Origin of the sequence: Aquabacter albus (assembly GCF_040049275.1) — a bacterium.
In the GTDB taxonomy this organism is placed as follows: domain Bacteria; phylum Pseudomonadota; class Alphaproteobacteria; order Rhizobiales; family Xanthobacteraceae; genus Aquabacter.
Genome location: NZ_JBDZDT010000004.1, coordinates 54,330 through 77,694, shown reverse-complemented (window position 1 = coordinate 77,694; position 23,365 = coordinate 54,330). Strand labels below are relative to the sequence as shown.

The window sequence follows — 23,365 nt, the reverse complement described above, 5'->3', positions numbered from 1 at the left end:
AGATCCATTCCAACAAGGCGTGCGCATGCTCTATCTCTGGATCAAGGCGCTGCACATCATCGCCGTCATCTCCTGGATGGCGACCTTGCTCTATCTGCCGCGCCTGTTCGTCTATCATTGCGGCGCGCCGGTGGGCTCGCAGCAGTCCGAAACGTTCAAGCTCATGGAAAAGCGGCTGCTGCGGCAGATCGCCAATCCCGCCATGGCCCTCACCTGGCTGGCCGGCCTCTATCTCGTCTGGGACGGCGGCTGGTACACGCAGGGCTGGATGCACGCGAAGTTCGCCCTCGTGATCGCCATGTCCGCCTTCCACGGCATGCAGGCCAAGTGGATGCGGGAATTCGCCACCGACCAGCGCGGGCGCACCGAGCGCTTCTTCCGGATGGTGAACGAGGTGCCGGCCCTTCTCATGATCGGCATCGTCATTCTGGTCGTGGTGAAGCCGTTCTGAGGCTAGGCTGAGCCTATGAACCCCAAGCGCCAGATCCACGAGCCCGGCCACCAGCGCAAGTTCATGGTGATCGTGGACGAGACCCCGGAATGCGACCGGGCGGTCTATTATGCCTCGCGCCGCGCGGCCCGCACCGGCTCGGGCGTGGTGATGCTCGGCATCCTGGAGCTGGAGGATGTGCGCCAGCAATGGCTCGGCGTCGCCGACCTCATGCGCGCCGAGGCCACCGAGGCCATGCAGGAGCGCATCGACCATTTCGCCGCCCGCGCCCGGCATATTTCCGGTGTGGCGGCGGAGGGTGTGATCCGGGAGGGCACCAAGGCCGAGGCGATCCTCTCGCTGATCGCGGAGGACCGGGACATCGCCGTGCTGGTGCTCGCCGCCGGCACCGGGAGCGAGGGCCCCGGCCCGTTGGTGGGATTTCTCGCGGGCCCTGCCTCGGCGCGCTTTCCCATTCCGGTCACCATCGTGCCGGGCGCGCTTTCCGACGAGGAGCTGGACGCGCTCGCCTGATAACTTGTTCCAGGTCACTTGTTCCAGGTGACGCGGTACGGCCCGTTGTCGATATGGATGTGGCCCGAGCGGTAGATGCCGAGGCCCTGCACCCGCGGGTCGGCCCTCAGATAAGCAATCACCGCGCGACGTGTGCCGGTGGCGACCTTGAAGTCCACGGCGCGGCAGGCACGGTGGAGGCTTGCTTTCCGCGTGCCGGCGATGACCGCGCCGGGCCGGTTCGTGGAGATGACCTCAACAGCACCGAACTTGGCGGAGACGTCGGACAGCACGGCTTTCAGCGTATCGGGCACGCAATCGGTGCTGGTCTGGCCCGATTGTGACCGCGCCGGGGCTTTGCGCGCCTTGGCGTGGGCCGGGGCGAGGGCGGTGAGGGAGACGAGGACAAGCAGGACAAAACGCAGGATGAGCGCCAATCAAGGCTCCTATGGACGGGGGAATGTGAAAAGGACGAGCCCGCGCGCACGGCGGTCAGGGCTGCGATGGCCGGGCCCAATGGGGGTCTTATCGGCGGGCCGGGGATGTGACGCCCGGATGCGGCACGAATAAGGCGCACCGGACAAGCACTGCAACTTAGCGTGGGCGGTGCCGCAATGAGACTGGCCCCCGCCGCCGGTTTCCTGCCAACATGCGGGGGGTTCGCGACAGGGGGACGAGGTGAAGCTGTTCGAGGCGCGCCGGCCGGCGACGCTGGAAGACGTGTCGTGGCTGCGCAAGGCTTTGCGCCGGCAGTTCGCCCAATTGCGCCTCGGCGCCGATGTGGCCGACGAGATCGTGCTGGCGGTGGCGGAGCTGGCCGCGAACCTCGTGACCCACGCCGATCCCCCGCCCAGGGAACTCGCTTTGGAAGCGGTGCTGGACGGCATCGTCCTCACCATCACCATCGAGGACGATGGCGGCCCCTTCTCGGAATTCGACGCCCGCTGGGCGCGCGCATCCCTGGCCGGGGCGGCGGACGGCATGTCCGGCCGTGGCCTTGCCCTGGCGCGCCGGGCGCTGGACCGGGTGACCTATGTCCAGGGCCCGCCCAACCGGCTCACCATCCGCCGCCTCCTGGCGCGCCGGCGACCCCTGATCCTCGTGGTGGAGGACGAGGAAGTGCTGCTGGAGACCTATCTCGGCCTCCTGGAACCGCACTATCGCGTGCTCGCCGCCGCCAATCTGAAGGATGCGCTGGAGGTGGCGGCCGCCACCACGGTGGATCTCATCCTCACGGATTTCCACCTGGGCTCCGAGCCTGGAACGGCGCTGGTGCAGGCGCTGGAGGATGACAGCGAGCGCCCGCCCATCCCTTTCGTCATGATCACCGGCGATCCCTCCGTGCGGGTGCGGGCGCTGGAGCTCGGGGTGGACACCTTCCTCACCAAGCCGGTGCAGCCGGCCGCGCTGCTGGAGACGGTGGCGCTCGCCCTGGTTCGCTCCACCCGGCAGAGGGCGCGGCTGCTGCGCTATTTCGGCGCCGCGCTGGAGAATCTGGTGCGCCCCGCGCTGCCGGAACGGCTCGGGCCGTTCAACCTCGCCTTGCGCTACGAGACGGCGGACATCGGCGGCGGCGACCTCGTGGTGCACCTGCCGCGCGCCGGGGCCGAGCGCATCGTGCTGGTGGACGTGATGGGCCACGGCATCAATGCCAAGGCCGGCGCGGTGGCGCAGGCGGCCATGATCCGCGCGCTGGACGTGGGCGAGCAGCTCGGCCCCTCGCAATATCTCACCCGCTGGTCGAACCTCATCTTCTCCGAGCCCGGCTTCGACGCCGCCATGGCCACTGCGTTGGTGGTGGACCTGTGGGAGGACGGGGCCATCGAGATCGCCTCCGCCGGCCACCCCTACCCCATGGTTCTCTCCCGCGCCGGCGCGCGGGCGGTGGCCGCCGACGGGCCTCTTCTCGGCTTCGCCCAGGATGCGCGCTATGAGAGCGTGAATCTGAGATTGGAATGGGGCGAGCGGCTGCTGCTCGCCACCGACGGCCTCGACCCGACGGAGCTGGCGAGCGGCGGCCCCTGCCCCGACTGGCTGATCGCGGAGGTGCACGCGCGCTCCCGCCAGCCGCTGGCGAAGGTGGTGGCCGGCGTCTCCACCCAGATCGCCGCGCGTCTCGGGCCGGACCCGGAGGATGACTGGGTGCTGATCCTCATCGAGGGCATGTCCGCTGCGGAGAAAGCTGGCGGGCTGCCCGCCATGGCGGTGCCGGCGTCGCCGGAGCCCTCGTCCATGCCCGAGCCGGCGCGCCCAGCCCCGGCGCCGGACCTTCCGCCGGTGAATTCTCCCGCTCCCGAGACCAAACTCGACCTTTCAGGCGTGGGCGCGCTGCGCCAGGCGGTGGGTGAGGACAGCTTCCGCCGGCTCGCCGGACGGTTCGTGGAAAATGCCACCCACCGTTTTGCGGAATGGGAGGAGCTGGTGGCGCAAGGGGACGCGCAGGCGCTGATCCCCTCAGCCCACGCCTTTGCCGGCGTGCTGGGCCAGTTCGGCCTTGCCGGCACGGCGGCGCTGGCGCGGCAGGTGGAGCATGAAGAGGACCCCGCCGCGCGTCTGCGTCTTGCCGGCGAAGTGGCCACGCAGGGCCGGCCGGAGCTGGAAGCGTTCAAGGTGTGGCTGGAGGCGGGTGGCTGACAATCTCCCTCGAGGTGGTGAGCACTCCCTCTCCCGCTTGCGGGGGAGGGAATGACGCGACAGTTTCCTTAACGGCAGCGTGCGAGCGCCGGCGGATTGTTACTTCCCCTCGCCCGCCGCATGAAGCGCCGCGAGGCCCTCGCGATAGGTCGGATATTTCAGCGCGACCCCGAGCTTTTCCTTCATCACCGCGTTGCGCACGCGCTTGTTGCCCGCCCAGAAGGTGAGCGCCATGGGGCTCATCTCCCGCGCGGCCTCCTCGAACGGCACGGCCGGCGGCGGCGCGAGGCCCAGCAGGCTGGCCGCATGGACCACGGGCTCGCCGGGCGCGGTGGGAAGGTCGTCGGTGATGTTGGCGACGCCGTCGAACCGCCGCTCCACCACCGCGCGGATGCTGGTGGCGATGTCGTCCACATGGACCCGGTTGAAGACCTGCCCCGCCTTGTCGATGCGCCGGGCCTGCCCGGCGCGCACTTGCACCAAAGCATTGCGCCCCGGCCCGTAAATGCCGGCGAGGCGCAGGATAGCGACGGGAACGCCTTTCCCGCGGCCGAACGCCTGCCAGTCCGCCTCGGCGGCGACGCGCCGCTGCAGGCGCAGGGAGCCGGGGCGGGGGAGGGTGGTTTCGTCCACCCAGGCGCCGTCATGGTCGCCATAGACCCCCAGCGTGGTGAGATAGATCACCTGGGCGAGGCGCGGGCTGGCCTTGAGCGCCGGCCCCGCCACGCGCAGCAATGGATCTCCGTTGCCGTCCGGCGGGGCGGAGAGGAGGAGCACATCGGCCTCGGCGATGGCGGTTCTGAGCGCCGGCGGGAGGGTTTCGCCGTCGAACACGATGCCGTTCACCTCAAGTCCCGGCTGGGCGAGATCCGCCAGATTGTGCGCAACATCGGCATTGCGGCTGGTGCCGAAGGCGCGGGCGAACAGGCCGGTCTCCTGAACCAGGAGATGGCGTCCGCAATAGCCGAGGCCGACGGCGAGCAGCGTCCTCATGCGGCCGCCGGGGGGAGGGCCGCCCGCCATTCCTCGGCAACCTCCGCATCCTCTTCGCTGCGCGCATGCTGCGCAGCAATCTGTGCGAAATCCGCCGTGGGAAGAAGGCGCGACAGCGCCCAGACGGCCGCGCCGCGCACCAGAGGCTCGGGGTCCGACAGCAGGTCCGCGGCCTGCGGCGCGAAGCCCGGATCGCCGGAATTGCCTATGGCCACCAGCACGTTGCGCACCATGCGGGCGCGCCCCGTGCGCTTGATGGGGCTTTTCGCGAAGCGGGCGCGGAAGGCGGCGTCGTCCAGGGCGGCAAGCTCCTTAAGGGCCGGGGCCTTGTTCTCGGCGCGGGCGGCGAGCTTCATCTCGCGCCCTTCCGCGGCGAACTTGTTCCAGGGGCAGGCGGCGAGGCAATCGTCGCAGCCATAGATGCGGTTGCCCATGAGGGGCCGCAGATCGCGCGGGATCGGGCCCTTATGCTCGATGGTGAGGTAGGAGACGCAGCGCCGAGCGTCGATCTGGTAGGGCGCGGGAAAAGCGCCTGTGGGACACGAATCGAGGCACGCCCGGCACGCGCCGCAATGATCGCCGGAGGCGGTATCGGGCGGCAGCTCCAAGGTGGTGGCGATGGCGCCGAGGAACAGCCAGGAGCCTTTGGCGCGCGAGACGAGGTTGGTGTGCTTGCCCTGCCAGCCCAGCCCGGCCGCCATGGCGAGGGGCTTTTCCATGAGCGGAGCGGTATCCACGAACACCTTCACGTCGCCTTCGCCGGCCTCCGCGAGGAGGGCGCGGGCGAGGCGCTTCAGCTTCGCCTTGATGAGCTCGTGATAATCCTCGCCCCTGGCATAGACGGAGATGGCGCCGTTTGTGCGCTCTTCGAGGATGGAGCGGGGGTCCTCGTCCGGCCCGTAATTGAGGCCGAGCATGACGACGGCGCGGATCTCGCCCCACAAAGCGCGGGGATGGGCGCGGCGCTCCAGGGTGTCCGCCATCCAGCCCATGTCGCCGTGGCGCTGCGCGGCCACCCATTGAGCGAGGCGGGGGCCGGCTTCGGGCACGGCATCGGGGTCGCCGATACCGAAGGCGTCGAAGCCTTCGGATGCGGCGAGGGTGCGGAGATGGGATTTCAGGCTGGAGAGGCGGGAGTGCTCAACCTCTCCCCGAGGGGGAGAGGTCGGCTGCGCAGCAGCCGGGTGAGGGGGCTCCGTCGCTTCAGAATTGAGAGGGTGGTTCCCCCTCACCCCGACCCTCTCCCCCTCGGGGAGAGGGGGATTGCTGGCGCGGATGATCCATTCGGGAGAACCCTCCCCCCTTGCGGGGGAGGGCAGGGAGGGGGGTGTCTCTCCGTTCGCGCTGGCGGTGGTGGTCTTGGCGGCATCATACCCTCCTCCCCAACCCTCCCCCGCAAGGGGGGAGGGAGAGAAAGACGCGGGAGAGAGAAGGGCGTCGGAGGGTGCCGGATCGGCCGGAATAGCCCTCTCCCGCTTGCGGGGGAGGGTTGGAAGGGGGAGATCGCCGGGTGCGGTATTGGGGGGCACAGAGCGGCCTTCGGCCGGCCCCCCCCCCAGCCCTCCCCCGCAAGCGGGAGAGGGAGCTTGGTCAGCGGCGGAGATATTCAGAAGTCCAGGTCCGTATAGGTCTTGGAGGCCGGCATGCCCGGAATGCTGTCGCTCAGCAGGCCGCGGAAGGTCGGCCGGGATTTCACCCGCGCGTACCATTCCTTCGCGTGCTCGTCCTCGTCCCACGGCACATCGCCCAGATAATCGGCCACGGAAAGATGGGCGGCGGCCGCCAGATCCGCATGGGTCAGGCGGTTGCCGGCCAGCCAGTTCCGCGCCTTGGCTAGCCATCCGATATATTTGAGATGATAGCGGATATTGGCCCGCGCCGCGCGCAGCACCGTGGCGTCGGGGGAGCCGCCGCCCTGGTCCGCCTTCATGTAGCGCTTGTAGATGCGCTCGCGCACCAGATGGTCGGTGACGTCGAGGAACATCTTCTCGTTGAACCAGGCCACCAGCCGGCGCACCTCGACCCGGTCCGCCGGATTCTCGGGCAGCAGCCGCCGGTCGCCCAAGGCGAGGCCGCGCGTTTCGTCGAGATATTCGGCGATGATGGAGGCGCCGGGAACGGACGGGGCCTGCTGCTCCACCATCACGGGGGTCTCGCCGGCGGGGTTCAGCGCCAGGAAGTCCGCGCGGCGCTCCCACACGCGCTCCTCCACCAGATCGGGCTCGATGCCATATTCGGCGAGCACGAGCCTGATGAAACGCGAATGGGGGCAGAAGGGATGGTGGTGCAGATGCATTTTGGGGATTTCGCCGCTCCGGCGTTCTCGGTCTAGAGATGTTCTCGCGGTGCCGCAAGACGCAATGACCGGCGCCGATGTGGCAATGCCGCCACATGGTGAACCAAAGGAAACACCTCTCCCTGGGACAATACCGCCCGTTCACGAGCGCGCGATTGCGCGCCCGGATGGGAGGCCGCAGGATGCCGGCGCCGTGTCGCCGCGCGGCTGATTCCCCGTAAAGCGGACGGACCCATGACCCTCGGCACCATGCTCGAAGCCCTGTTTCTCGGTGTTCTGGAAGGGCTTACCGAGTTCATCCCGGTCTCCTCCACAGGCCATCTCCTGCTTGCCGGGCACTTTCTCGGCTTCGAGAGCACGGGCAAGACCTTTGAGGTGCTGATCCAGCTCGGCGCGGTGCTGGCCATCCTGACCGTCTATTTCCAGCGCTTCCTGCGCGTGGCCATGATGCTGCCCTCCAATCCGGGCGCGCGGCGCTTCGTCCTCGGCATCCTCATCGCCTTCCTTCCCGCCGCCGTGATCGGGGCGGCGGCCCACGGCTTCATCAAGGCGGTTCTGTTCGAATCCCCCATGCTGATCTGCTGCACGCTCATCATCGGCGGCGTGGTGCTTTTGTTCATCGACCACATCGCGCCGGAGCCGCGCTACAACAACGCCATGGGCCTGCCGCTCTCCATGGCGCTCAAGATCGGCCTCTGCCAGTGCGTCGCCATGATCCCAGGCATGTCGCGCTCGGGCTCCACCATCGTGGGCGCCATGCTGTTCGGCGTGGACAAGCGGGCGGCGGCGGAATTCTCCTTCTTCCTCGCCTTGCCCACCATGGCCGGGGCGTTCGCCTATGACCTCTACAAGAACCGCAACGCGCTCTCGTTCGATGACGGGCTGCTCATCGCCATCGGCTTCGTGGCGGCCTTCTGCGCGGCGGTGCTGGTGATCCGCAGCCTGCTGGATTTCGTCTCCCGCCACGGCTACGCGCCGTTCGGCTGGTGGCGCATCGGCGTGGGCGTCACGGGGCTGGTGGCGCTGATGGTGTTTGGGTGAGGGGTCCCATCGTCATCCCCGGGCTCGACCCGGGGATCTCTTGCCGTTGCAGTATGCTCCCGGACTGCTGAGAGATGGCCGGATCAAGTCCGGCCATGACGTTCATAAGCGAGGGGAAACCTCAAAAATCGCTGGCGATGCCGCCCACTTCCCAGTCGCCGTAGCGCACCGGCTCCTTGCCGCCGCGGCCGTTGAGCTCCTTCGGCATGGCCTGCGCGGCCGCGTCGATGGCGGCGCGGCGCTCGGCGGCTTCCGCAAGGGCGCGCTTGGCGGCATCGCTCAAGGGCCGTTCCTCGGGAACCAGGGTGGCCGGCTCGAAGGCTTTCTTTTCATAAGTCATAAGCTGTCTCTCCCACGCCCCGCCATCCTTGCCCCCCGCCTTTAGGCATGCTAGCGACCCGCGACCTCGCCGGGGGCGAGCACGCAGACCTTTAGGAGACGAGCATGGCGACGCAGAATGGCGGCCCGACGGACAACAAGGCGCCCGCGCTCAACGTGCTCGCGCAATATATCAAGGATCTGTCGTTCGAAAATCCCAATGCGCCCCGCTCGCTCGCCAATCCCGGCGGCCAGCCGGACGTGAGCATCCAGATCAACGTGAATGCCCGCCCGCTCCAGAACGAGGAGTTCGAGGTTGAGCTGAAGATCGACGGCAGCGCCACGGTTCAGGGCACCACCCTGTTTGCCTTCGACCTCGTCTATGGCGGCATCTTCAAGGTCCGCAACGTTCCCGAGCAGAGCCTCCAGCCGGTGGTGCTCATCGAGTGCCCGCGCCTGCTCTTCCCCTTCGCCCGCCAGGTGGTGGCCGAGGCGGTGCGCGGCGGCGGCTTCCCGCCCTTGATGATCGACCCCGTGGACTTCGCTGCCCTCTACCAGCAGCGCATGGCCGCCGAAGCGCAGCGCCTCGGCACCGCCGGGCAGGCGTGAGGGGCGTTCGCGCCTTCATCATAACGGCCCTGTGCCTCGGCGCCCTTCCGGCGCGGGCACAGGCCCCGACGGTCCTCGACTGCACTGGCCCGTTCGCGAAGCAGGCCAACCTGGCTGCTGCGGAAAAAGCCTTCGGCGCCGAGAATGTGCGCCGGGGCGAAATCTATGTGGGGGAGGGCGCCACCGAGACCGGCACCCTCGTTTTCGCCGACGACCCCAAGCGGCGCATCGAAATCCTCTGGCACGATACCGACCGGCAGCGCCGGCCCGCCTTGATCCGCGTGGGCGACGGCTCGGAATGGCGCGTTGCAAGCCCCGGGGGCCAGACGATCGCCATCGGCGCGCCCCTTGCCGAGGTGGAGAAGCTGAACGGAAAGCCGTTCACGCTGTCCGGCTTCAGCTGGGACTATGGCGGCTACGTCACGGACTGGAAAAAGGGCAAGCTCACCAGCCCCCCGAGCGGGTGCCATTTTGGCATCCGGTTCGAGCCTGACCCGAAGGCGAGCGAGAAGGCGCAGAACAGCGCCTCCGGCGACACGGAATTCTCTTCCGCATCCACCGCCATGCGGGCGGTGAGGCCGTTCGTCAGCCAGATCACACTCGGCTGGGCGGAATAGAACCGTCTCCGCAGCCGATGGCGGCATGGATGGCGGTGCAGTGCCGCACGAGGTTCTCGTGCGCCATCACGAACTGCCGGAGCGGTGTCTCGATCCGGAAAAAATAGATGTTGGCGATGAAGCCGTAGATGGCTGCGTCGATGCTCGTGGGCTTCGGCCCGAACACATAGCCTTCCGCCGGGATGAGGTTCGCCAGCACCCTCAGGTCCGCGAGGCCGCGCGCATAGGTCGCCTCCGGATCGTAGCGGCCGATGCCCTGGTAGTGATAGCGCTGGAAATTGAACGCGCGTGCCTTCTGCAGGCCCTCGTCCGTCAGGCTCGGATGCTCGCGCTGCAGCGCCGCGCTGAAGGCGGGCCAGAAAGCGTCGTCCTTCCAGCGGGAATAGGACATGACCCAGTAAAGGTCATCCAGCAGGCGGGTGACGAGGAGCGCCGTGTCGCGCTGCGCGGGGGTGAGGCCCGCATCGAGGGTGAGGGCATGCTTTAGGGTCAGGTGGGCGATGATCGCCGCGCTGTCGCCGACGGTCTCGCCATCCTCGACCATATAGGGCAGCTGGCCGCGCGGGGCGGCGGAGGCGTCGAAGATGTGCTCGTGCGTGAAGGGAAGGCCGGCAAGCCGCAGGAATGCGAAGACCTTGAGGCCGTAGCCGTTATTGTCGGCGACGCCGAAAAGCTCGGGATAGGAATAGAGCGTGATCATCGCGTTCCTCCATCGGGGCAGGGCCTATCCCATCTCGCCCGGCCGGCCAAGCTTCGGCTTTGGCGGCGTTCATCGCCGGGTCCGCTCAAAACAATGTCGTGACCGGGACAACCCCGCCATGAAACATGCCGCAGCGCACCTTTGACGGGGCGGGCGCGATTCAGGCGTTGCGCGGACGCGCGTGCGGGATAAGGATTGGAAAAATTCCGCACCGCACAACCAGAGGGTTCACCGTCATGTCGAGCAGCGCCGCGCTCCGCAGCGTCGAGGAAGGAAACATCGACGCCGTCGCCCTTGGCCGCACCGCGAGCGGCCTTCTGGAGAAGCTGCTGGCGGAGGCCACCTCCGCCGTGCGGGCGCGGGTGAGCGAGGGCGGCAGGCTCTCCACCAAGCTGCTCGATGAGGAGCAGCGCGCCACCCACGGCCTCGCCTGGCTCGCAACCTACGTCTTCGGCGTGCGCGAGCTGGTCCATTACGCTGACCGGCTCACCGAGATGGGCAAGTTCGGTGAGACCGAGAAGCTGCTGGTGCAGATCGGCATCGGCGAATATGTCGCCCAGATCCTCGGCGGCATCTCCATGAGCCAGGGCGAGGTGGTGCGCCTCGAAGACCTGTTCGTCGCCCCGGACCTCGTCGCCGAGCTGCGCGCGGACGCGGCCATCGCCGGCCTCCTGTGCGGCGGCAACACCTCTGCCGCCCGCGCCGCGCTCGCCGCCATCATCCGCGAGACCGGGCCGACCACCATCGGCGATGCCGGCCTCGACGAGACCATGGAGGCCATGCGCACCGAGATGCGCCGCTTCGTGGAGGCGGAGGTGGCCCCCCACGCCCATGAGTGGCACCTGGAGAACGCCTATATCCCCATGGAGGTGATCCAGGGCCTCGCCGATCTCGGCGTGTTCGGCCTCACCATCCCCGAGGAATATGGCGGCCTCGGTCTGCCCAAGGAGGCCATGTGCCTCGTCACCGAGGAGCTGTCGCGCGGCTATATCGGCGTGGGCTCGCTGGGCACCCGCTCGGAGATCGCGGCGGAGCTGATCCTCGGCGGCGGCACCGACGCACAGAAGGACAAGTATCTCCCGAAGATCGCCTCGGGCGAGATCCTGCCCACGGCCGTGTTCACCGAGCCCAATACCGGCTCCGACCTCGCCTCCCTGCGCACCCGCGCGGTGAAGGAGGGGGAGGTCTACAAGGTCTTCGGCAACAAGACCTGGATCACGCACCCTGTCCGCGCCGATCTGATGACGCTGCTGGTGCGCACCAATCCGGCCGAGCCCGGCTATAAGGGCCTCTCCATGCTGCTGGCGGAGAAGCCGCGCGGCACGGACGCGGACCCGTTCCCCGCCAAGGGCATGACGGGGGGCGAGATCGAGGTTCTGGGCTATCGCGGCATGAAGGAGTTCGAGATCGGCTTCGACGGCTTCGAGGTGCCGGCCGACCAGCTCCTCGGCGGGGTGGAGGGGCAGGGTTTCAAGCAGCTCATGAACACGTTCGAGGCGGCGCGCATCCAGACCGCGGCGCGCGCCGTGGGGGTGGCGCAGTCGGCCATGGAGACGGGGCTGCGCTATGCGGAGGAGCGTATCCAGTTCGGCAAGCCGCTGATCGCCTTCCCGCGCGTCGCCGACAAGATCGTGATGATGGCGGTGGAGATCGCCATCGCCCGCCAGATCACCTATTTCGCCGCTAGAGCCAAGGACGAGGGCCGGCGCACGGACCTGGAAGCGGGCATGTCCAAGCTTCTGGGCGCCCGGGTCGCCTGGGCGGCGGCGGACAATGCGCTGCAGATCCACGGCGGCAACGGCTTCGCGCTGGAGTACCCCGTCTCGCGGCTGCTCTGCGATGCCCGCATCCTCAACATCTTCGAGGGCGCCGCCGAGATCCAGGCCCAGGTCATCGCCCGGCGCCTCCTGGAGGGCGGGAACTGAGGGGGGCCGGCTCCGCCTCGTCCTCCTCCTCCTCCTCCCCCGGCACATATTCCAAGATGTCGCCCGGCTGACAGTCGAGCGTGGCGCAGATGCGCGCCAGCGTGTCGAAGCGGATGCCGCGCACCTTGCCGGATTTCAGGAGCGAGACATTCTGTTCGGTGATGCCGATGCGTTCCGCCAGCTCGCGCGAGCGCATCTTGCGCCGGGCGAGCATCACATCCAGCGTGACGATGATGGGCATGCTCAGACGAAGCCGGCATGGTCTTCGGCGATGCGGGCCGCTTCGTGCATCACGAGGCCCACACCGATCAACAGGACGCCAAACAGCGCGCACAGCATGTCCTGGCTGCCGATGCTCAGCGCGAGCATGCGCTGGCCCGAAGGGTTTCCCGCCGTCACCACCACGCTCAAGGCGGCCCCGGCGAGGGGGCTGAGGAAGGCCTGCGCGAGAACCGTCCCGCCGAACAGCTCAAGCCGGCGCGCGAGGGTGGGCGTGATCATGCGGCCGGTGGCGAAGTCCTGGAAGATGCGGCGCACCTGGAGCAGGCCGTAGGCGAGCGCGAGCAGCGGCACCGCCGTGAGCAGCAGGCCCAGGGTCTGCACCCACGGGCCGAGGGTGGCCGTACCCGGCAGGCCGATGCGCGGGAGCACGGCGGCGCGCACCCAGTCCTCCCGCAGCCAGATGCCCAGCTCGCCCGCCACGAGGAGCACCAGCAGAAGGGTCGTGAGGTGGGCGAACAGCCGGCCCAGGCGGGCGAGGCGATCCAGGCGGGGATTTCGGACAAAGCCAGACATGACGGCTCCCTGAACTTGACACAGCTAAAATTTATCGTAATTCGATAAAAAATCAAGTCCTCGGAGCAAACATCATGCGGACGTTTCCCTCGCTGCGCGGTTTTGCGCTCGGCACGGCCCTTCTGGTGTCCGCTTGTTCCCACATGCCGCTGGCCAGCATGGCCCGGCTGAGCAGCTTCGATCCCATGCGCGCGGACCTCGCCGCGCTTCGCGCCGCGGTGCGGATGCCGTCCGGCATCGCTCCCGTCCCCGGCGGTGCGGGGCTGGCGCTGGCCTATTGGCGGGAGGGAGAGGAGGACGGCCGGCGCATGGAGGCCATCACCCTGGAGGAGGTGAAGGCGCCGGAGGATGCCGCCTCCCTCGTTGCGGAGAAGGGAATGGCGGTGGCGGTGTTCCGCATACCGCCCGCCGACCTTCCGCGGCTGGAGGCGATCCGGGCGGAGATCGAGACGGCGCGTGCGGAGGATCAGGCCGGCGGGCGCCGGCCGCGCGGCTCGCTCTCGGTCTCTATGAAAGGCTGCGTGCGCGGCCCGGTGCCGGACGGCCCGTTGCCGGTGACCACCTATCTGAAGATCGCGCAAGGCGGGGACTTCATCCCCCTCCTGCGCGATGTGGATTTGCGCAGCCTCAAATCCCCCGACGGGCGGATGACGGCCGAGCCGCTTCAGCCCTGTTCCTGATGGGCCTCCCGCGATTGCTGCGGTGCAGCATAATCAGGGACGCGCCTGCCGCTCCTTCACGATCTGCAGGCTGCCGATCACCGAGCCCAGCACGCACAAGGCGAGGATGTAATGGGCGTGGGCGAAGGGATCGATCTGGAGCGCCAAAGTCACGGCGAGCGGGGTGAGGCCGCCGAACACCGCATAGGCGACATTGTAGGAGAAGGAGACGCCGGAAAAGGCCACGGAGGGCGGGAAGGCCCGAACCATGATGAAGGGCACCGCCGAAATGATGCCCACAGTGAGGCCGGCCAGCGAATAGAGCGGCAGCAGCAGGTCCGGCCGGGCGCCCACCGTGTAATAGAGCGCAAGGCACGCCGCCCCGAGCGCGGCCGAACCGAGGCCCAGCACCCGCCCCGCGCCGAACCGGTCGCACAACCAGCCGGTGATGATGCAGCCGGCAGTGAGGAAGAAGGTGGCGAAGCTGTTGGCGGTGAGCGCGGTGGGGGCGGGGATGCCGTAGCGGGTCTGCAGCAGGGTCGGGGTCATGAGGATGACCACGACGATGGCGCCGGACAGCAGCCAGGTGAGCAGCATGGAGATGAGCACCGTCCGCCCGTGCCGGCGGAGGACCACGCCCACGGGAAGGCCCTCGGCCAGCGCCTTGCGCGCCTTCATCTGCTGGAACACGGGCGTTTCCGCCAGCCATGAGCGCAGATAGACGGCGCAGAAGCCGAACACGCCGCCCAAGAGGAAGGGAATGCGCCAGGCATAGTCATGGATGTCCTGCGGGCTGAAGCTGCGGTTGATGGCGGTGGCCACCAGCGAGCCCAGAAGGATGCCGGCGGTGAGCCCCGCCGTGAGGATGCCGCAGGCGAGGCCCACGCGCTTTGCCGGCACATGCTCGGACACGAACACCCAGGCGCCGGGCACTTCCCCGCCAATGGCCGCGCCCTGGAGCACCCGCATGGCGAGCAGCAGGATGGGCGCGGCGTGGCCGATGGTCTGGAAGGTGGGCAGGCAGGCAATGCCGAAGGTGGAGATCGCCATCAGGAAGATGGAGAGGGTGAACATGCGCTTGCGGCCGAGCTTGTCGCCGAAATGCGCGAGCACGATGCCGCCCAGCGGCCGCGCGAGATAGCCCGCCGCGAAGATGCCGAACGCTTGGAGCTGCACCAGCCAGTCGGGAATGCCGGGCGGGAAGAAGAGGTTGCCCAGCACCACGACGAAATAGACGAAGATAATGAAATCGTAGAATTCCAGCGCGCCGCCGAGGGCGGAGAGGCCTAGCGTGCGCATGTCTTCGCGGCTGAGACGGGGGACGGTTCTCAGGGGCATGTCAGTCATGGGCGTCCCTTTGCGCGTGGAACGACGCAAGTTCAAGGGAATTTCACCCCTCTGCGCGCATAGCTTCATTGCGCGAAAGGGATGCGTCACGAAAGGAAATGGCGCCATGGGTGTACTCTCGACGCCTCGCATCGGGCTTGCCGCCTGCCTCGTCCGGCTCGTCCTGTGCCTCTTGCTGATGGCTGCGGTGAGCGGGCTGGGCGCGCTGGCCACCTATCCCTCCATCCCCACCTGGTATGCCGGCCTTGCCAAGCCCGCCTGGACGCCGCCGAACACCGTCTTTCCCATCGTCTGGACCGCGCTCTACACGCTCATGGGGATTTCGCTCTGGCGGCTGTGGGACCGCGCGCCGGACGGCCCGGCCCGGCGCGAGGCCATCGGCCTGTTCCTGGTGCAGCTTGCCTTCAACGCCGTCTGGTCGCCGGTCTTCTTCGGCCTGCATGCGCCCTGGCTCGCGCTCGCCATCATCCTGGCGCTGCTCGCGGCGCTCATCGCAGCCATGCGCGCGGCCTTCCGGGCGGACGATGTCGCGGGCTGGCTGCTTCTGCCGTATCTGCCGTGGGTCTGCTACGCGGCGACGCTGAACGGGGCTATCGCGGTCCTGAATTGACGGCGGCGCGAAGCGGGACGAAGGTGCGCCTCATGCTGTCCTGGACCATTTACCTCCTCATCCCCATCGCGCTCGCGGCCGTTGCCGGCGTGCTGGTGCTCGGGCTCGTCAATCTCGCCTCCGGCGGTACGCCGCAGCGGTCGCAGAAGCTGATGCAGCTCCGCGTGCTGTTCCAGTTCCTGGCCATCGTCCTGGTGATGATCACCATCTACGCCATGGGCCGGTAGGCTCAACTCGCTTAGGCATCATGCCCGGGCTCGGCCCGGGCATCTGGAGCTAAGGAAAATGGCCGGGACGAGCCCGGCCATGATGCTGCCCGGAGGCGGCCTTTCCTCACCGCATTCCGATGGTCGTCAGGTCCTGGAACCAGTGCTGGGCCTGCACGAAGTCCTTCACCTTCGGCGAGAGGGCGTGGGGATTGGTATCGTGCACCACCCAGACCAGGACCGCATCGTCCACCACGGTCTGGTGCACCTGCGCCATCAACTGGTCCTGCTTCGTCACGTCGAAGGTCTTCTTGGCCTCATCGATGAGCGCATCCACCTTGGGATTGGAGTACCAGCCCCAGTTCACGCCCACCGGCGCCACCTGCCGACTGTCGAAGAAGCGGATGATGGCGTAGAGCGGGTCGGAGGTGACATAGGCGATGTTGTTCGCCGTGATGCCTTCATTGATGGGGTCCTTCGCCCCCTTGCGCCAGTGGGTGTAGAGGGTCTCCAACTCCACCACCTTGAAGTCCACATCCACCCCGATCTCCTTGAAGGAGGCCTGAATGAACTCGTTCATGGGCAGCGAGAGCATCTGGCCCGTGCCGCCCTGGGCGATGATGAAGGTGGCCTTGACCGGCTTCTCCTTGGAATAGCCCGCCTCCTTCACCAGCTTGGCGGCGGCCTCGGGGTCATATTTCAGGTCGAAGGTGGGCTTGCCGAACCAGGGGCTCTGCGGATCCACCTGACCCTTGGCGGGCTTGGCGAGGCCGTTCATGAGGGCGACGATGCTGTCGCGGTCCACGGCGAGGTTGAGCGCCTTGCGCAGCTTCACGTCGGTCCAGGGCGAGCCGGGCAGCACCGAGAGGTGGTAGTTCCACACGTGGGGCGTCACGTTCTCGACGATCTTCATGCCCGCGCTCTTGAGCTGGGGCACGGCGTCGGGCGCCGGGGTCTCGATCAGGTCCACCTGTCCGGCGAGCAGCGCGTTGGTGCGGGTGAGTGCCTCGGGAATGGGCACCAGGATCATCCGGTCGGCCTTGGGGAGGCGGGCCTTGTCCCAATAGTCCGCATTGCGCACCAGCTCCAGGCGCTCGCGGGGCACCAGCTTGTCCAGCTTGAAGGGGCCGGTGCCGGAGGGGTTGGAGGCGAACTTGTCCCAGTCCTTGCCAACCTTCTCGTACTGGGCCGGAGAGGAGACCAGGAACCAGAGCATCTGGTAGGGGAAGAACGAATCCACATCCTTGGTGGTGATTTCTACCGTCATGTCGTCCACCTTGCGGTAGGACGCGACGGAGGGCAGGCGGGTCTTCACCTGCGCGGACTGGCGCTTGTCGAACTGGGGCGCCTTGTCGTCCAGCACCTTGTCCAGGTTCCAGATCACCGCATCGGCGTTGAAGGCGCTGCCGTCATGGAACTTCACGCCGGGACGCAGGGTGAAGATCCACTTCTTCGGGTCGGCGGGGTCCACCTTCCATTCCGAGGCGAGGCCCGGCACCAGCTTGCCCGGCCGGTCCGCCACGTTCATTTCCCAGGCAACCAGGGGATCGTAGAGGGTATAGCCGGTGAATTGATAGGCACCTGCCCCGCGATCGGGCTGCCCCGTGGTCAGCGGGATGTCGGCCATGGAGATGCCGTAGCGGACCACATTCTCCGCGCGAGCCGTTGCAGCGCTTGCAGCTATGGCGAGGCCGAATACGGCCGAGGCGATAAACGATAATTTGCGAGGCATCCCGCGTCCTTCCCTCCTGACGGAAAGGAACCTGCTTCGCAAATTGTATGCCGTGTGCCGTATGTGCTCAGGGGAGCGGCATCACACTTTTGTATACGTATGGGGCGGCTCGCTTGTCCCGGACAAGCGACGGCGCAGCCGGAGCGCAGATCCGAGACCCAGCGCGAAAGCACGCCTCCGCTGCGCGGCAGCGAAGGCTCATTGAAGCGCCTGCGGCGGTCTTCTGCGCTGGGTCCCGGCTCTCCTTCCACTGCGCTTCGCTGCGTTGCAGTCGGCCAGGACAAGGCGGAGCAAGGACCTCACGCACTCCGCTTGAGCGGCCGCGGCGCCGAGCGCGCCCAGTTGAAGACGCGGTGCGGGCGCACCTCGCCCCCGGTGGCATCGCCGATGGCGATGAGCGAGCCCTGGCAGCTCACCGACACATGGCCGTCGACGATGGGTGCGTCGCGCCCGCGCAGGATCACGCTTTGGCCGCAGCGCATGCGGTGGGCGTCGGCCGGGGTCACGGAGATGCCGATCAGCTCCTCCAGCGCCACGTCCACGCCTTCCAGCGCCTCGAACAGCTCCACATCGCCTGCCTCAGCGCGCGCGGCGAGCTCCTCGACGGTGACGAGGTCCTCCTCCAGGAACGGCCCCACCGAGGCGCGCCGCAGCATGGAGACATGGCCGCGCGTGCCGAGCATGCGGCCGAGGTCGCGGGCGATGGCGCGCACATAGGTGCCCTTGCCGCACTGGGCCTCCAGAACGGCATGATCCGCATCTGGCCGCTCCACGAGCTCAAGCCGGTGGATCACCACGGGGCGCGCCTCCAGCTCCACCACCTCGCCTTCGCGGGCGAGGTCGTAGGCGCGGTTGCCGTCGATCTTCAAAGCGGAATAGGCCGGCGGCACCTGGAGGATCTCGCCGCGGAAGGCGCCGAGCGCCGCGCGGATCTCCTCGTCCGTGGGGCGCACGTCGCTCTCCACCACCGGGCGGCCCTCGGCATCGTCCGTGTCCATCTCGATGCCGAAGCGCACGGCGAAGCGGTAGGTCTTCCGGCCGTCCATCACATACGGCACGGTCTTCGTCGCCTCGCCCAGCGCGATGGGCAGGCAGCCGGAGGCCAGCGGATCGAGGGTGCCGGCATGGCCGGCCTTCTTGGCCGCGAACAGGCGCTTCACCACCGCCACAGCTTGCGTGGAGGTCATGCCGGAGGGCTTGTCCAGCAGAACCCAGCCGTCCACGTCGCGCTTGGGCGCGCGGGGGCGCTGCTCGCGATTGCGGTCGCCGCGTCCCTCGCCACGCCCGCGTCGCTCGTCCTGGCGCTCGTCCCGGCGTTCCGGGCGGGGGGCCTCGGCGGCGGGGGCCTGTTCCTGGCGGACCTCGTCTTCGGTGCGCATCATTCGTCCGTCTTCTTCTCTTCGTCGTGGTCGAGGTCGCGCGCCACTTCCGGCGAGCGCAGCAGCGCATCGATGTGCCGGGCTTCCTCGAACGAGGTGTCTTCCCGGAACCGCAGGTCCGGCACCGACTTCAGCTCCACGCGCCGGGCGATCTCGCTCCGCAGGATCTTCACATTGGCGGCGAGGGCCTTGATGACCGGGACGACATCCTTGCCGCCCAACGGCATCACGTAGCAGGTGGCGATCTTCAGATCGGGCGACATGCGCACTTCCGGCACCGTGATGATGTGGCCGGAGAGCACGGGGTCGATGATGTGGTCGCCGCGCGAGAGCACGTCGGCCAGCGCATGGCGCACCAACTCGCCCACGCGCAGCATGCGCTGGCTCGGGCCAGCGCCCGTCTTGTTCTGTGGCTTCATTGTCCTGAACCTTCAGGCGACGCCCATGCGCCGCCTCTCCATGTGAGAAGCCCGGCGGACTTGGACCGCCGGCCCCTGAAATGATCAAAAGCCCCTTTGCCCTCGCGGGAGAGGGGTTGGGGTGAGGGGGCGCCGCCGCTGATGCGACATCGCGGGATATGGCGCTATCGCGCCAGACCCCTCACCCGCCTCGTTTCGCTCGGCACCCTCTCCCGCAAGGGGAGAGGGAACAAGGTCACAGCGAACGCTGCACCACCTCGACGCGGTAGCATTCGATCACGTCGCCGGCGCGCATATCCTGGTAGTTCTCGAAGGACATGCCGCATTCCTGGCCCGCAACCACCGTGTTCACCGCATCCTTGAAGCGGTTCAGGGTCGCGAGCTTGCCTTCGTGGATCACCACGTCGGCGCGGATGAGGCGGACATGCTGGCCGCGCTCCACCGTGCCGTCGGTCACGCGGCAACCGGCAACCTTGCCCACCTTGGAGACTGCGAAGATCTCCAGGATGAGGGCGTTGCCCAGCATCGTCTCGCGATTGATGGGGGCGAGGAGGCCGCTCATGGCCTTCTTCACGTCGTCCACCAGGTCGTAGATGATGTTGTAGTAGCGGATCTCGATGCCGGCCTGAGCGGCGGCATCGCGGGCTTCCTTGTTGGCGCGCACGTTGAAGGCGATGATCGCGGCGCCCGACGTTTCCGCCAGCGTCACGTCGCTCTCATTGATGCCGCCGGCGCCGGAATGGATGATCCGGGCCTGGACTTCGTCGTTGCCGACCTTCTCCAGCGCGCCGATGATCGCTTCCACCGAACCCGACACGTCGCCCTTGATGATGAGCGGGAATTCCTTCCGGCCGGTTGCCCGGACCTGGCTCATCATCTGCTCGAGCGAACCGCGCATGGTGGCGGAACGGGCCGCCGCCTTCTCGCGCTTCTGGCGCTGGCGGTAGTCCGTGATCTCGCGGGCGCGGGCTTCGTTCTCCACCACCGCGAGGCGGTCGCCCGCCTCCGGGGTGCCGTTGAAGCCGAGCACTTCCACCGGGACCGAGGGGCCGGCTTCGTCCACATTCGCGCCGGTGTCGTTGATGAGGGCGCGCACGCGGCCCCATTCGGCACCCGCCACGACGATCTCGCCGATCTTCAGCGTGCCACGCTGGACCAGGACGGTGGCCACGGGGCCGCGTCCACGGTCGAGCTTGGCCTCCACCACCGTTCCTTCCGCGGGACGGGTCGGGTCGGCGGTGAGGTCGAGCAGCTCGGACTGGAGCGCGATCGCCTCCAGAAGCTTGTCGAGGTTGATCTGCTTGGTGGCGGAGACCTCCACTTCCAGGGTCTCGCCGCCCAGGCTCTCCACCTGGATCTCGTACTGGAGCAGCTCGCTGCGCACCCGCTCGGCCTTGGCGTCGGGCTTGTCGATCTTGTTGATGGCCACGATGATCGGCACGCCCGCCGCCTTGGCGTGGGCGATGGCTTCCGCCGTCTGGGGCATCACGCCGTCATCGGCCGCCACCACCAGCACCACGATGTCCGTCACCTTGGCCCCGCGGGCGCGCATGGCGGTGAAGGCGGCGTGGCCGGGGGTGTCGATGAAGGTGATCTTGCTGCCCGAGGGCGACGTCACCTGATAGGCGCCGATGTGCTGGGTGATGCCGCCGGCTTCGCCGGAGACCACGGCGGTCTTGCGGATGGCATCCAGCAGCGAGGTCTTGCCGTGGTCGACATGGCCCATGATGGTCACGACAGCGGGACGCGGCTGGAGCGATTCCGGCGCGTCGGCGGTATCGAACAGGCCTTCTTCCACGTCGGATTCCGACACGCGGCGTACCGTGTGGCCGAACTCCTCGGCGATGATCTGCGCGGTGTCCGCGTCGATCACGTCGGTGATCTTGAGCATTTGGCCCTGCTTCATCAGCAGGCGGATCACGTCCACGCCCCGCTCCGACATGCGGTTGGCGAGTTCCTGGATGGTGATGGTCTCGGGCAGGATCACCTCGCGGAGGACCTTCTCCTTGGTCTCCTGCACCCGATGCCCGGTCATGCGCTGGGTGCGGCGCCGGAACGAGGCGAGCGAACGCTGGCGCTCGTCATCGCTCGAAAGCGCGTTGGCCAGCGTCAGGCGGCCACGGCTCTTCTCGGCGGCGCCGGGAGCCTTGGGGAGCTTGACGGGGGCAACGGGACGCACGGCGCCGGGGCTCCGGCGAAGGGCGCCACGGCGCTCCTCCTCCTCGGTCTCAGCAGCGGCGGTCGCGCCGGCGGGACGGGGGGTGAGGGGGCGCGGCGCGGCGGTGCCGGGGGTCGTGCTCGTGGTGGCACGGGCGGCGCCGGCCTGCTCCTCGCCGCCGAAGCGCTTGCGGGCTTCCTGCTCGGCCTTGCGCTTGCTCTCGTCGTCGTGGGCGCGGCGGCTCTCTTCCTCGCGCTTGCGGGCCTCGGCGGCCTCGCGCTCGGCACGCTCGGCACGCTCGCGCTCCGCACGGCGACGGGCCTCCTCCTCGGCGACGCGGCGCTCTTCCGCCATGCGCCGCTCTTCAACTTCGCGGACGCGGGCATCGGCCAGCGCGCTGGCGCGGGCGACGCGCTCTTCCTCGGTGAGGGTGCGCAGCACCACGCCCGAGCCCGAAGGCCGGTTGGCGCCGGGACGGCCGGGGGCGGCACCGCCACCACCGCGACGGTCCTGGCCCCGGTCCTGGCCCCGGTCGGACCCGCGCTCCTGGCCGGAACGCTGGCCGCCGGAGGCGCCGCCGCGCTGCGGCGCGGACGAGGAGCCGCCGGCACGCTGCGGGGCGCCGGAGCGGCCGGGAGCCTGGGATGAGGAGGCGCCGGAGCGGGCCGGCGCGGAGGACGCAGACGGGCGGCTCTCGGCGGCACGGCTCGGGGCCGGGGTGGGGGCAGGAGCTGCCGGAGCAGGTGCCTTCGCTTCCACGGGAGCAGGCTCGGGCGCAGGCGCAGGCGCTTCAACCGGCGCGGCCGGCGGAGGCGGCGTTGCGGGAGCTTCCGGGGCCTTGGCCTCGACCGGGGCGGGCGCAGGCGCGGGGGCAGGGGCGGCCACAGGAGCCGGCTGGGGGGCGGGCGCGGGGGCCGGCTCCGCCGGAGGCGCCTTGGCCTCGACGGGGGCGGGCGCTGGCGCCGGCGCAGCCGGACGGGGCGCGACCGGCGCGGCGGCGGGCGCCGCGGGGCGCGGGGGCGCAGCAACAGGAGCAGCCGGCGCGCTCGCAGGCGCAGCCTCGCCCGGCGCGAACACACGCCGCTTCACCTTCTCCACCACCACGGCCTTGGAGCGGCCATGGCTGAAGCTCTGGCGAACCGTTCCCTGCTCCACCGGGCGCTTCAGGGTGAGCGTCTTGCCGGGGGTGGGATGAAGCGTCTTGTCGCCGGGGGTCTTAGTGTCGTTCATTCCGTATCCGTTCCTGGCATCCGTTCGGGGCGCTGGCATAGCCGATCGTGCGCGCTGGCTGACGTTCCCGTCCTCCAACGCTCGAGCTTTCGGCAGCGCGCGAGCAATCCCGCGGTCGTCGGATGCGCGAGCAGCGCAGCGTGTACCACATTTGACCGCCCGAGCGCCAAGTCCAATTCAACGCCCGAGAAACAGTCGATGACCGCCACCACGCTCTCTTCCCCCACGGGGCTATCGGGGTGGCGGGCGGCATAAGCGCGACGGGCGGCCCCGTCGAGCTTGCGCACCCCGTCGGGGCGCGCATCGGCGGCGTGCAGCAGCACCGCCACATTTTCAGAAGCAAGGGCCGATTCAACCTTGGCGTTGCCGGTGACCAGCTGCCCCGCTTTGTTGACGAGGGACAGGGCCGCGCGGGCATCGGCGAAGAGCCGTGCCTCCACGAGATCGGGAAGGTCGTCCTTGGGCGCGCCCTTGCCGCGGAAGGCGCGGCCGAAGGCCCGGCGCTTCAGCGCGGTGTCGAGCGCCGCCCGGGTGGCGGTGACCCAGGCGCCGCGGCCCGGAAGGTTACGGGCGAGATCCGGAACGATGGCCCCGTCGGGCGCCACCACGTAGCGGATCATTTCGGAGACCGGCGTCACCTCGCGCGTCGCGAGGCACAGACGCGCCAGCGGCGCACGCACGGACGTCAGCCCGCGCGGCCCCCCATCGGTCTCGTCCTCGTTCAGCTCTGTCAGCACGCCGGGTCATCTCCCAG

At 68.6% G+C, this 23,365-nt stretch carries 24 protein-coding genes; 10 read left to right on the top strand and 14 right to left on the bottom strand.

The genetic code is table 11. The annotated features are described in order from the left end of the window. The first annotated feature begins 25 nt into the window (after positions 1-25). Positions 26-451 (top strand): protoporphyrinogen oxidase HemJ, encoded by a 426-nt coding sequence (gene hemJ / locus ABLE91_RS10085; RefSeq protein ID WP_348931192.1) that lies wholly within the window; start codon positions 26-28, stop codon positions 449-451. A gap of 15 nt (positions 452-466) precedes the next feature. Then, positions 467-964 (top strand): universal stress protein, encoded by a 498-nt coding sequence (locus tag ABLE91_RS10080; protein WP_348930686.1) that lies wholly within the window; start codon positions 467-469, stop codon positions 962-964. A gap of 14 nt (positions 965-978) precedes the next feature. On the opposite strand, the gene ABLE91_RS10075 is transcribed toward ABLE91_RS10080, so the two are convergent. Further along, the gene (locus ABLE91_RS10075) at positions 979-1,380 is read right to left on the bottom strand and encodes a D-Ala-D-Ala carboxypeptidase family metallohydrolase (protein ID WP_348930685.1); all 402 of its coding nucleotides are present in this window, start codon (positions 1,378-1,380) and stop codon (positions 979-981) included. A 241-nt stretch (positions 1,381-1,621) separates the two neighbouring features. Between ABLE91_RS10075 and ABLE91_RS10070 the strand changes: the two genes are divergently transcribed. Continuing rightward, complete coding sequence (locus tag ABLE91_RS10070) at positions 1,622-3,577, top strand: SpoIIE family protein phosphatase (protein ID WP_348930684.1); 1,956 nt, start codon at positions 1,622-1,624, stop codon at positions 3,575-3,577. Positions 3,578-3,676: 99 nt separating this feature from the next. Here ABLE91_RS10070 and ABLE91_RS10065 read toward each other — a convergent pair whose 3' ends face one another. The 3 genes from ABLE91_RS10065 to ABLE91_RS10055 all read right to left on the bottom strand — a co-directional run bounded on the left by ABLE91_RS10065 (position 3,677) and on the right by ABLE91_RS10055 (position 6,866). Next, positions 3,677-4,570: a Rossmann-fold NAD(P)-binding domain-containing protein gene (locus tag ABLE91_RS10065; protein WP_348930683.1), complete on the bottom strand. Its 894-nt coding sequence runs from the start codon at positions 4,568-4,570 to the stop codon at positions 3,677-3,679. Beyond that, complete coding sequence (gene queG / locus ABLE91_RS10060) at positions 4,567-5,691, bottom strand: tRNA epoxyqueuosine(34) reductase QueG (protein ID WP_348931191.1); 1,125 nt, start codon at positions 5,689-5,691, stop codon at positions 4,567-4,569. The genes ABLE91_RS10065 and queG overlap by 4 nt, the downstream gene beginning before the upstream one ends. A 485-nt stretch (positions 5,692-6,176) precedes the next feature. Beyond that, the gene (locus ABLE91_RS10055; protein WP_348930682.1) at positions 6,177-6,866 is read right to left on the bottom strand and encodes a glutathione S-transferase family protein; all 690 of its coding nucleotides are present in this window, start codon (positions 6,864-6,866) and stop codon (positions 6,177-6,179) included. A 234-nt stretch (positions 6,867-7,100) separates the two neighbouring features. On the opposite strand from ABLE91_RS10055, the gene ABLE91_RS10050 reads away from it, so the two are divergent. Then, the gene (locus ABLE91_RS10050) at positions 7,101-7,907 is read left to right on the top strand and encodes an undecaprenyl-diphosphate phosphatase (protein WP_348930681.1); all 807 of its coding nucleotides are present in this window, start codon (positions 7,101-7,103) and stop codon (positions 7,905-7,907) included. A gap of 121 nt (positions 7,908-8,028) precedes the next feature. Here ABLE91_RS10050 and ABLE91_RS10045 read toward each other — a convergent pair whose 3' ends face one another. Beyond that, positions 8,029-8,247: a DUF1674 domain-containing protein gene (locus tag ABLE91_RS10045; protein ID WP_348930680.1), complete on the bottom strand. Its 219-nt coding sequence runs from the start codon at positions 8,245-8,247 to the stop codon at positions 8,029-8,031. A gap of 104 nt (positions 8,248-8,351) precedes the next feature. Between ABLE91_RS10045 and secB the strand changes: the two genes are divergently transcribed. Together secB and ABLE91_RS10035 are read left to right on the top strand one after the other, a co-directional pair. After that, complete coding sequence (gene secB / locus ABLE91_RS10040) at positions 8,352-8,834, top strand: protein-export chaperone SecB (RefSeq protein WP_348930679.1); 483 nt, start codon at positions 8,352-8,354, stop codon at positions 8,832-8,834. Next, positions 8,831-9,451, top strand: a complete 621-nt coding sequence (locus ABLE91_RS10035) for a hypothetical protein (RefSeq protein ID WP_348930678.1) — start codon at positions 8,831-8,833, stop codon at positions 9,449-9,451. The genes secB and ABLE91_RS10035 overlap by 4 nt, the downstream gene beginning before the upstream one ends. Here the strand turns inward: ABLE91_RS10035 and ABLE91_RS10030 are convergent. Continuing rightward, positions 9,429-10,151: a glutathione S-transferase family protein gene (locus tag ABLE91_RS10030; protein ID WP_348930677.1), complete on the bottom strand. Its 723-nt coding sequence runs from the start codon at positions 10,149-10,151 to the stop codon at positions 9,429-9,431. The genes ABLE91_RS10035 and ABLE91_RS10030 overlap by 23 nt on opposite strands. Before the next feature lie 236 nt (positions 10,152-10,387). On the opposite strand from ABLE91_RS10030, the gene ABLE91_RS10025 reads away from it, so the two are divergent. Then, entirely contained in the window at positions 10,388-12,076 is a 1,689-nt protein-coding gene (locus ABLE91_RS10025; protein ID WP_348930676.1) for an acyl-CoA dehydrogenase family protein, read from the top strand. Here ABLE91_RS10025 and ABLE91_RS10020 read toward each other — a convergent pair. Both ABLE91_RS10020 and ABLE91_RS10015 read right to left on the bottom strand, forming a co-directional pair. Next, positions 12,042-12,317, bottom strand: a complete 276-nt coding sequence (locus ABLE91_RS10020) for a helix-turn-helix domain-containing protein (RefSeq protein ID WP_348930675.1) — start codon at positions 12,315-12,317, stop codon at positions 12,042-12,044. The genes ABLE91_RS10025 and ABLE91_RS10020 overlap by 35 nt on opposite strands. A gap of 2 nt (positions 12,318-12,319) precedes the next feature. Further along, a complete protein-coding gene (locus ABLE91_RS10015; RefSeq protein ID WP_348930674.1) occupies positions 12,320-12,871 on the bottom strand; it encodes a hypothetical protein in 552 nt (183 codons plus the stop codon). Between the two features lie 74 nt (positions 12,872-12,945). Here ABLE91_RS10015 and ABLE91_RS10010 point away from each other — a divergent pair, with 74 nt between their 5' ends. Continuing rightward, on the top strand, positions 12,946-13,551 hold the full coding sequence (locus ABLE91_RS10010; protein WP_348930673.1) for a hypothetical protein: 606 nt from the start codon (positions 12,946-12,948) through the stop codon (positions 13,549-13,551). A 33-nt stretch (positions 13,552-13,584) separates the two neighbouring features. Here ABLE91_RS10010 and ABLE91_RS10005 read toward each other — a convergent pair whose 3' ends face one another. Then, positions 13,585-14,877: an MFS transporter gene (locus tag ABLE91_RS10005; protein WP_348930672.1), complete on the bottom strand. Its 1,293-nt coding sequence runs from the start codon at positions 14,875-14,877 to the stop codon at positions 13,585-13,587. A 106-nt stretch (positions 14,878-14,983) separates the two neighbouring features. Between ABLE91_RS10005 and ABLE91_RS10000 the strand changes: the two genes are divergently transcribed. Continuing rightward, complete coding sequence (locus tag ABLE91_RS10000; protein WP_348930671.1) at positions 14,984-15,487, top strand: TspO/MBR family protein; 504 nt, start codon at positions 14,984-14,986, stop codon at positions 15,485-15,487. Between the two features lie 32 nt (positions 15,488-15,519). Beyond that, positions 15,520-15,714, top strand: coding sequence for a twin transmembrane helix small protein (locus tag ABLE91_RS09995; protein ID WP_348930670.1), 195 nt, complete (start codon positions 15,520-15,522; stop codon positions 15,712-15,714). Positions 15,715-15,820: 106 nt separating this feature from the next. Here the strand turns inward: ABLE91_RS09995 and ABLE91_RS09990 are convergent, their stop codons facing one another. The 5 genes from ABLE91_RS09990 to ABLE91_RS09970 form a co-directional block, all read right to left on the bottom strand. Continuing rightward, entirely contained in the window at positions 15,821-17,425 is a 1,605-nt protein-coding gene (locus tag ABLE91_RS09990; RefSeq protein WP_348930669.1) for an ABC transporter substrate-binding protein, read from the bottom strand. A 299-nt stretch (positions 17,426-17,724) separates the two neighbouring features. Next, positions 17,725-18,804: a tRNA pseudouridine(55) synthase TruB gene (truB, locus tag ABLE91_RS09985; protein ID WP_510181936.1), complete on the bottom strand. Its 1,080-nt coding sequence runs from the start codon at positions 18,802-18,804 to the stop codon at positions 17,725-17,727. After that, the gene (gene rbfA / locus ABLE91_RS09980; RefSeq protein ID WP_348930667.1) at positions 18,804-19,223 is read right to left on the bottom strand and encodes a 30S ribosome-binding factor RbfA; all 420 of its coding nucleotides are present in this window, start codon (positions 19,221-19,223) and stop codon (positions 18,804-18,806) included. The genes truB and rbfA overlap by 1 nt, the downstream gene beginning before the upstream one ends. Before the next feature lie 235 nt (positions 19,224-19,458). Beyond that, positions 19,459-22,611 carry a translation initiation factor IF-2 gene (gene infB, locus ABLE91_RS09975; RefSeq protein ID WP_348930666.1) on the bottom strand — a complete coding sequence of 1,051 codons (3,153 nt, stop codon included), beginning with the start codon at positions 22,609-22,611 and terminating at the stop codon, positions 19,459-19,461. After that, positions 22,608-23,348 (bottom strand): RNA-binding protein, encoded by a 741-nt coding sequence (locus tag ABLE91_RS09970; protein ID WP_348930665.1) that lies wholly within the window; start codon positions 23,346-23,348, stop codon positions 22,608-22,610. The genes infB and ABLE91_RS09970 overlap by 4 nt, the downstream gene beginning before the upstream one ends. Positions 23,349-23,365: the final 17 nt, after the last annotated feature.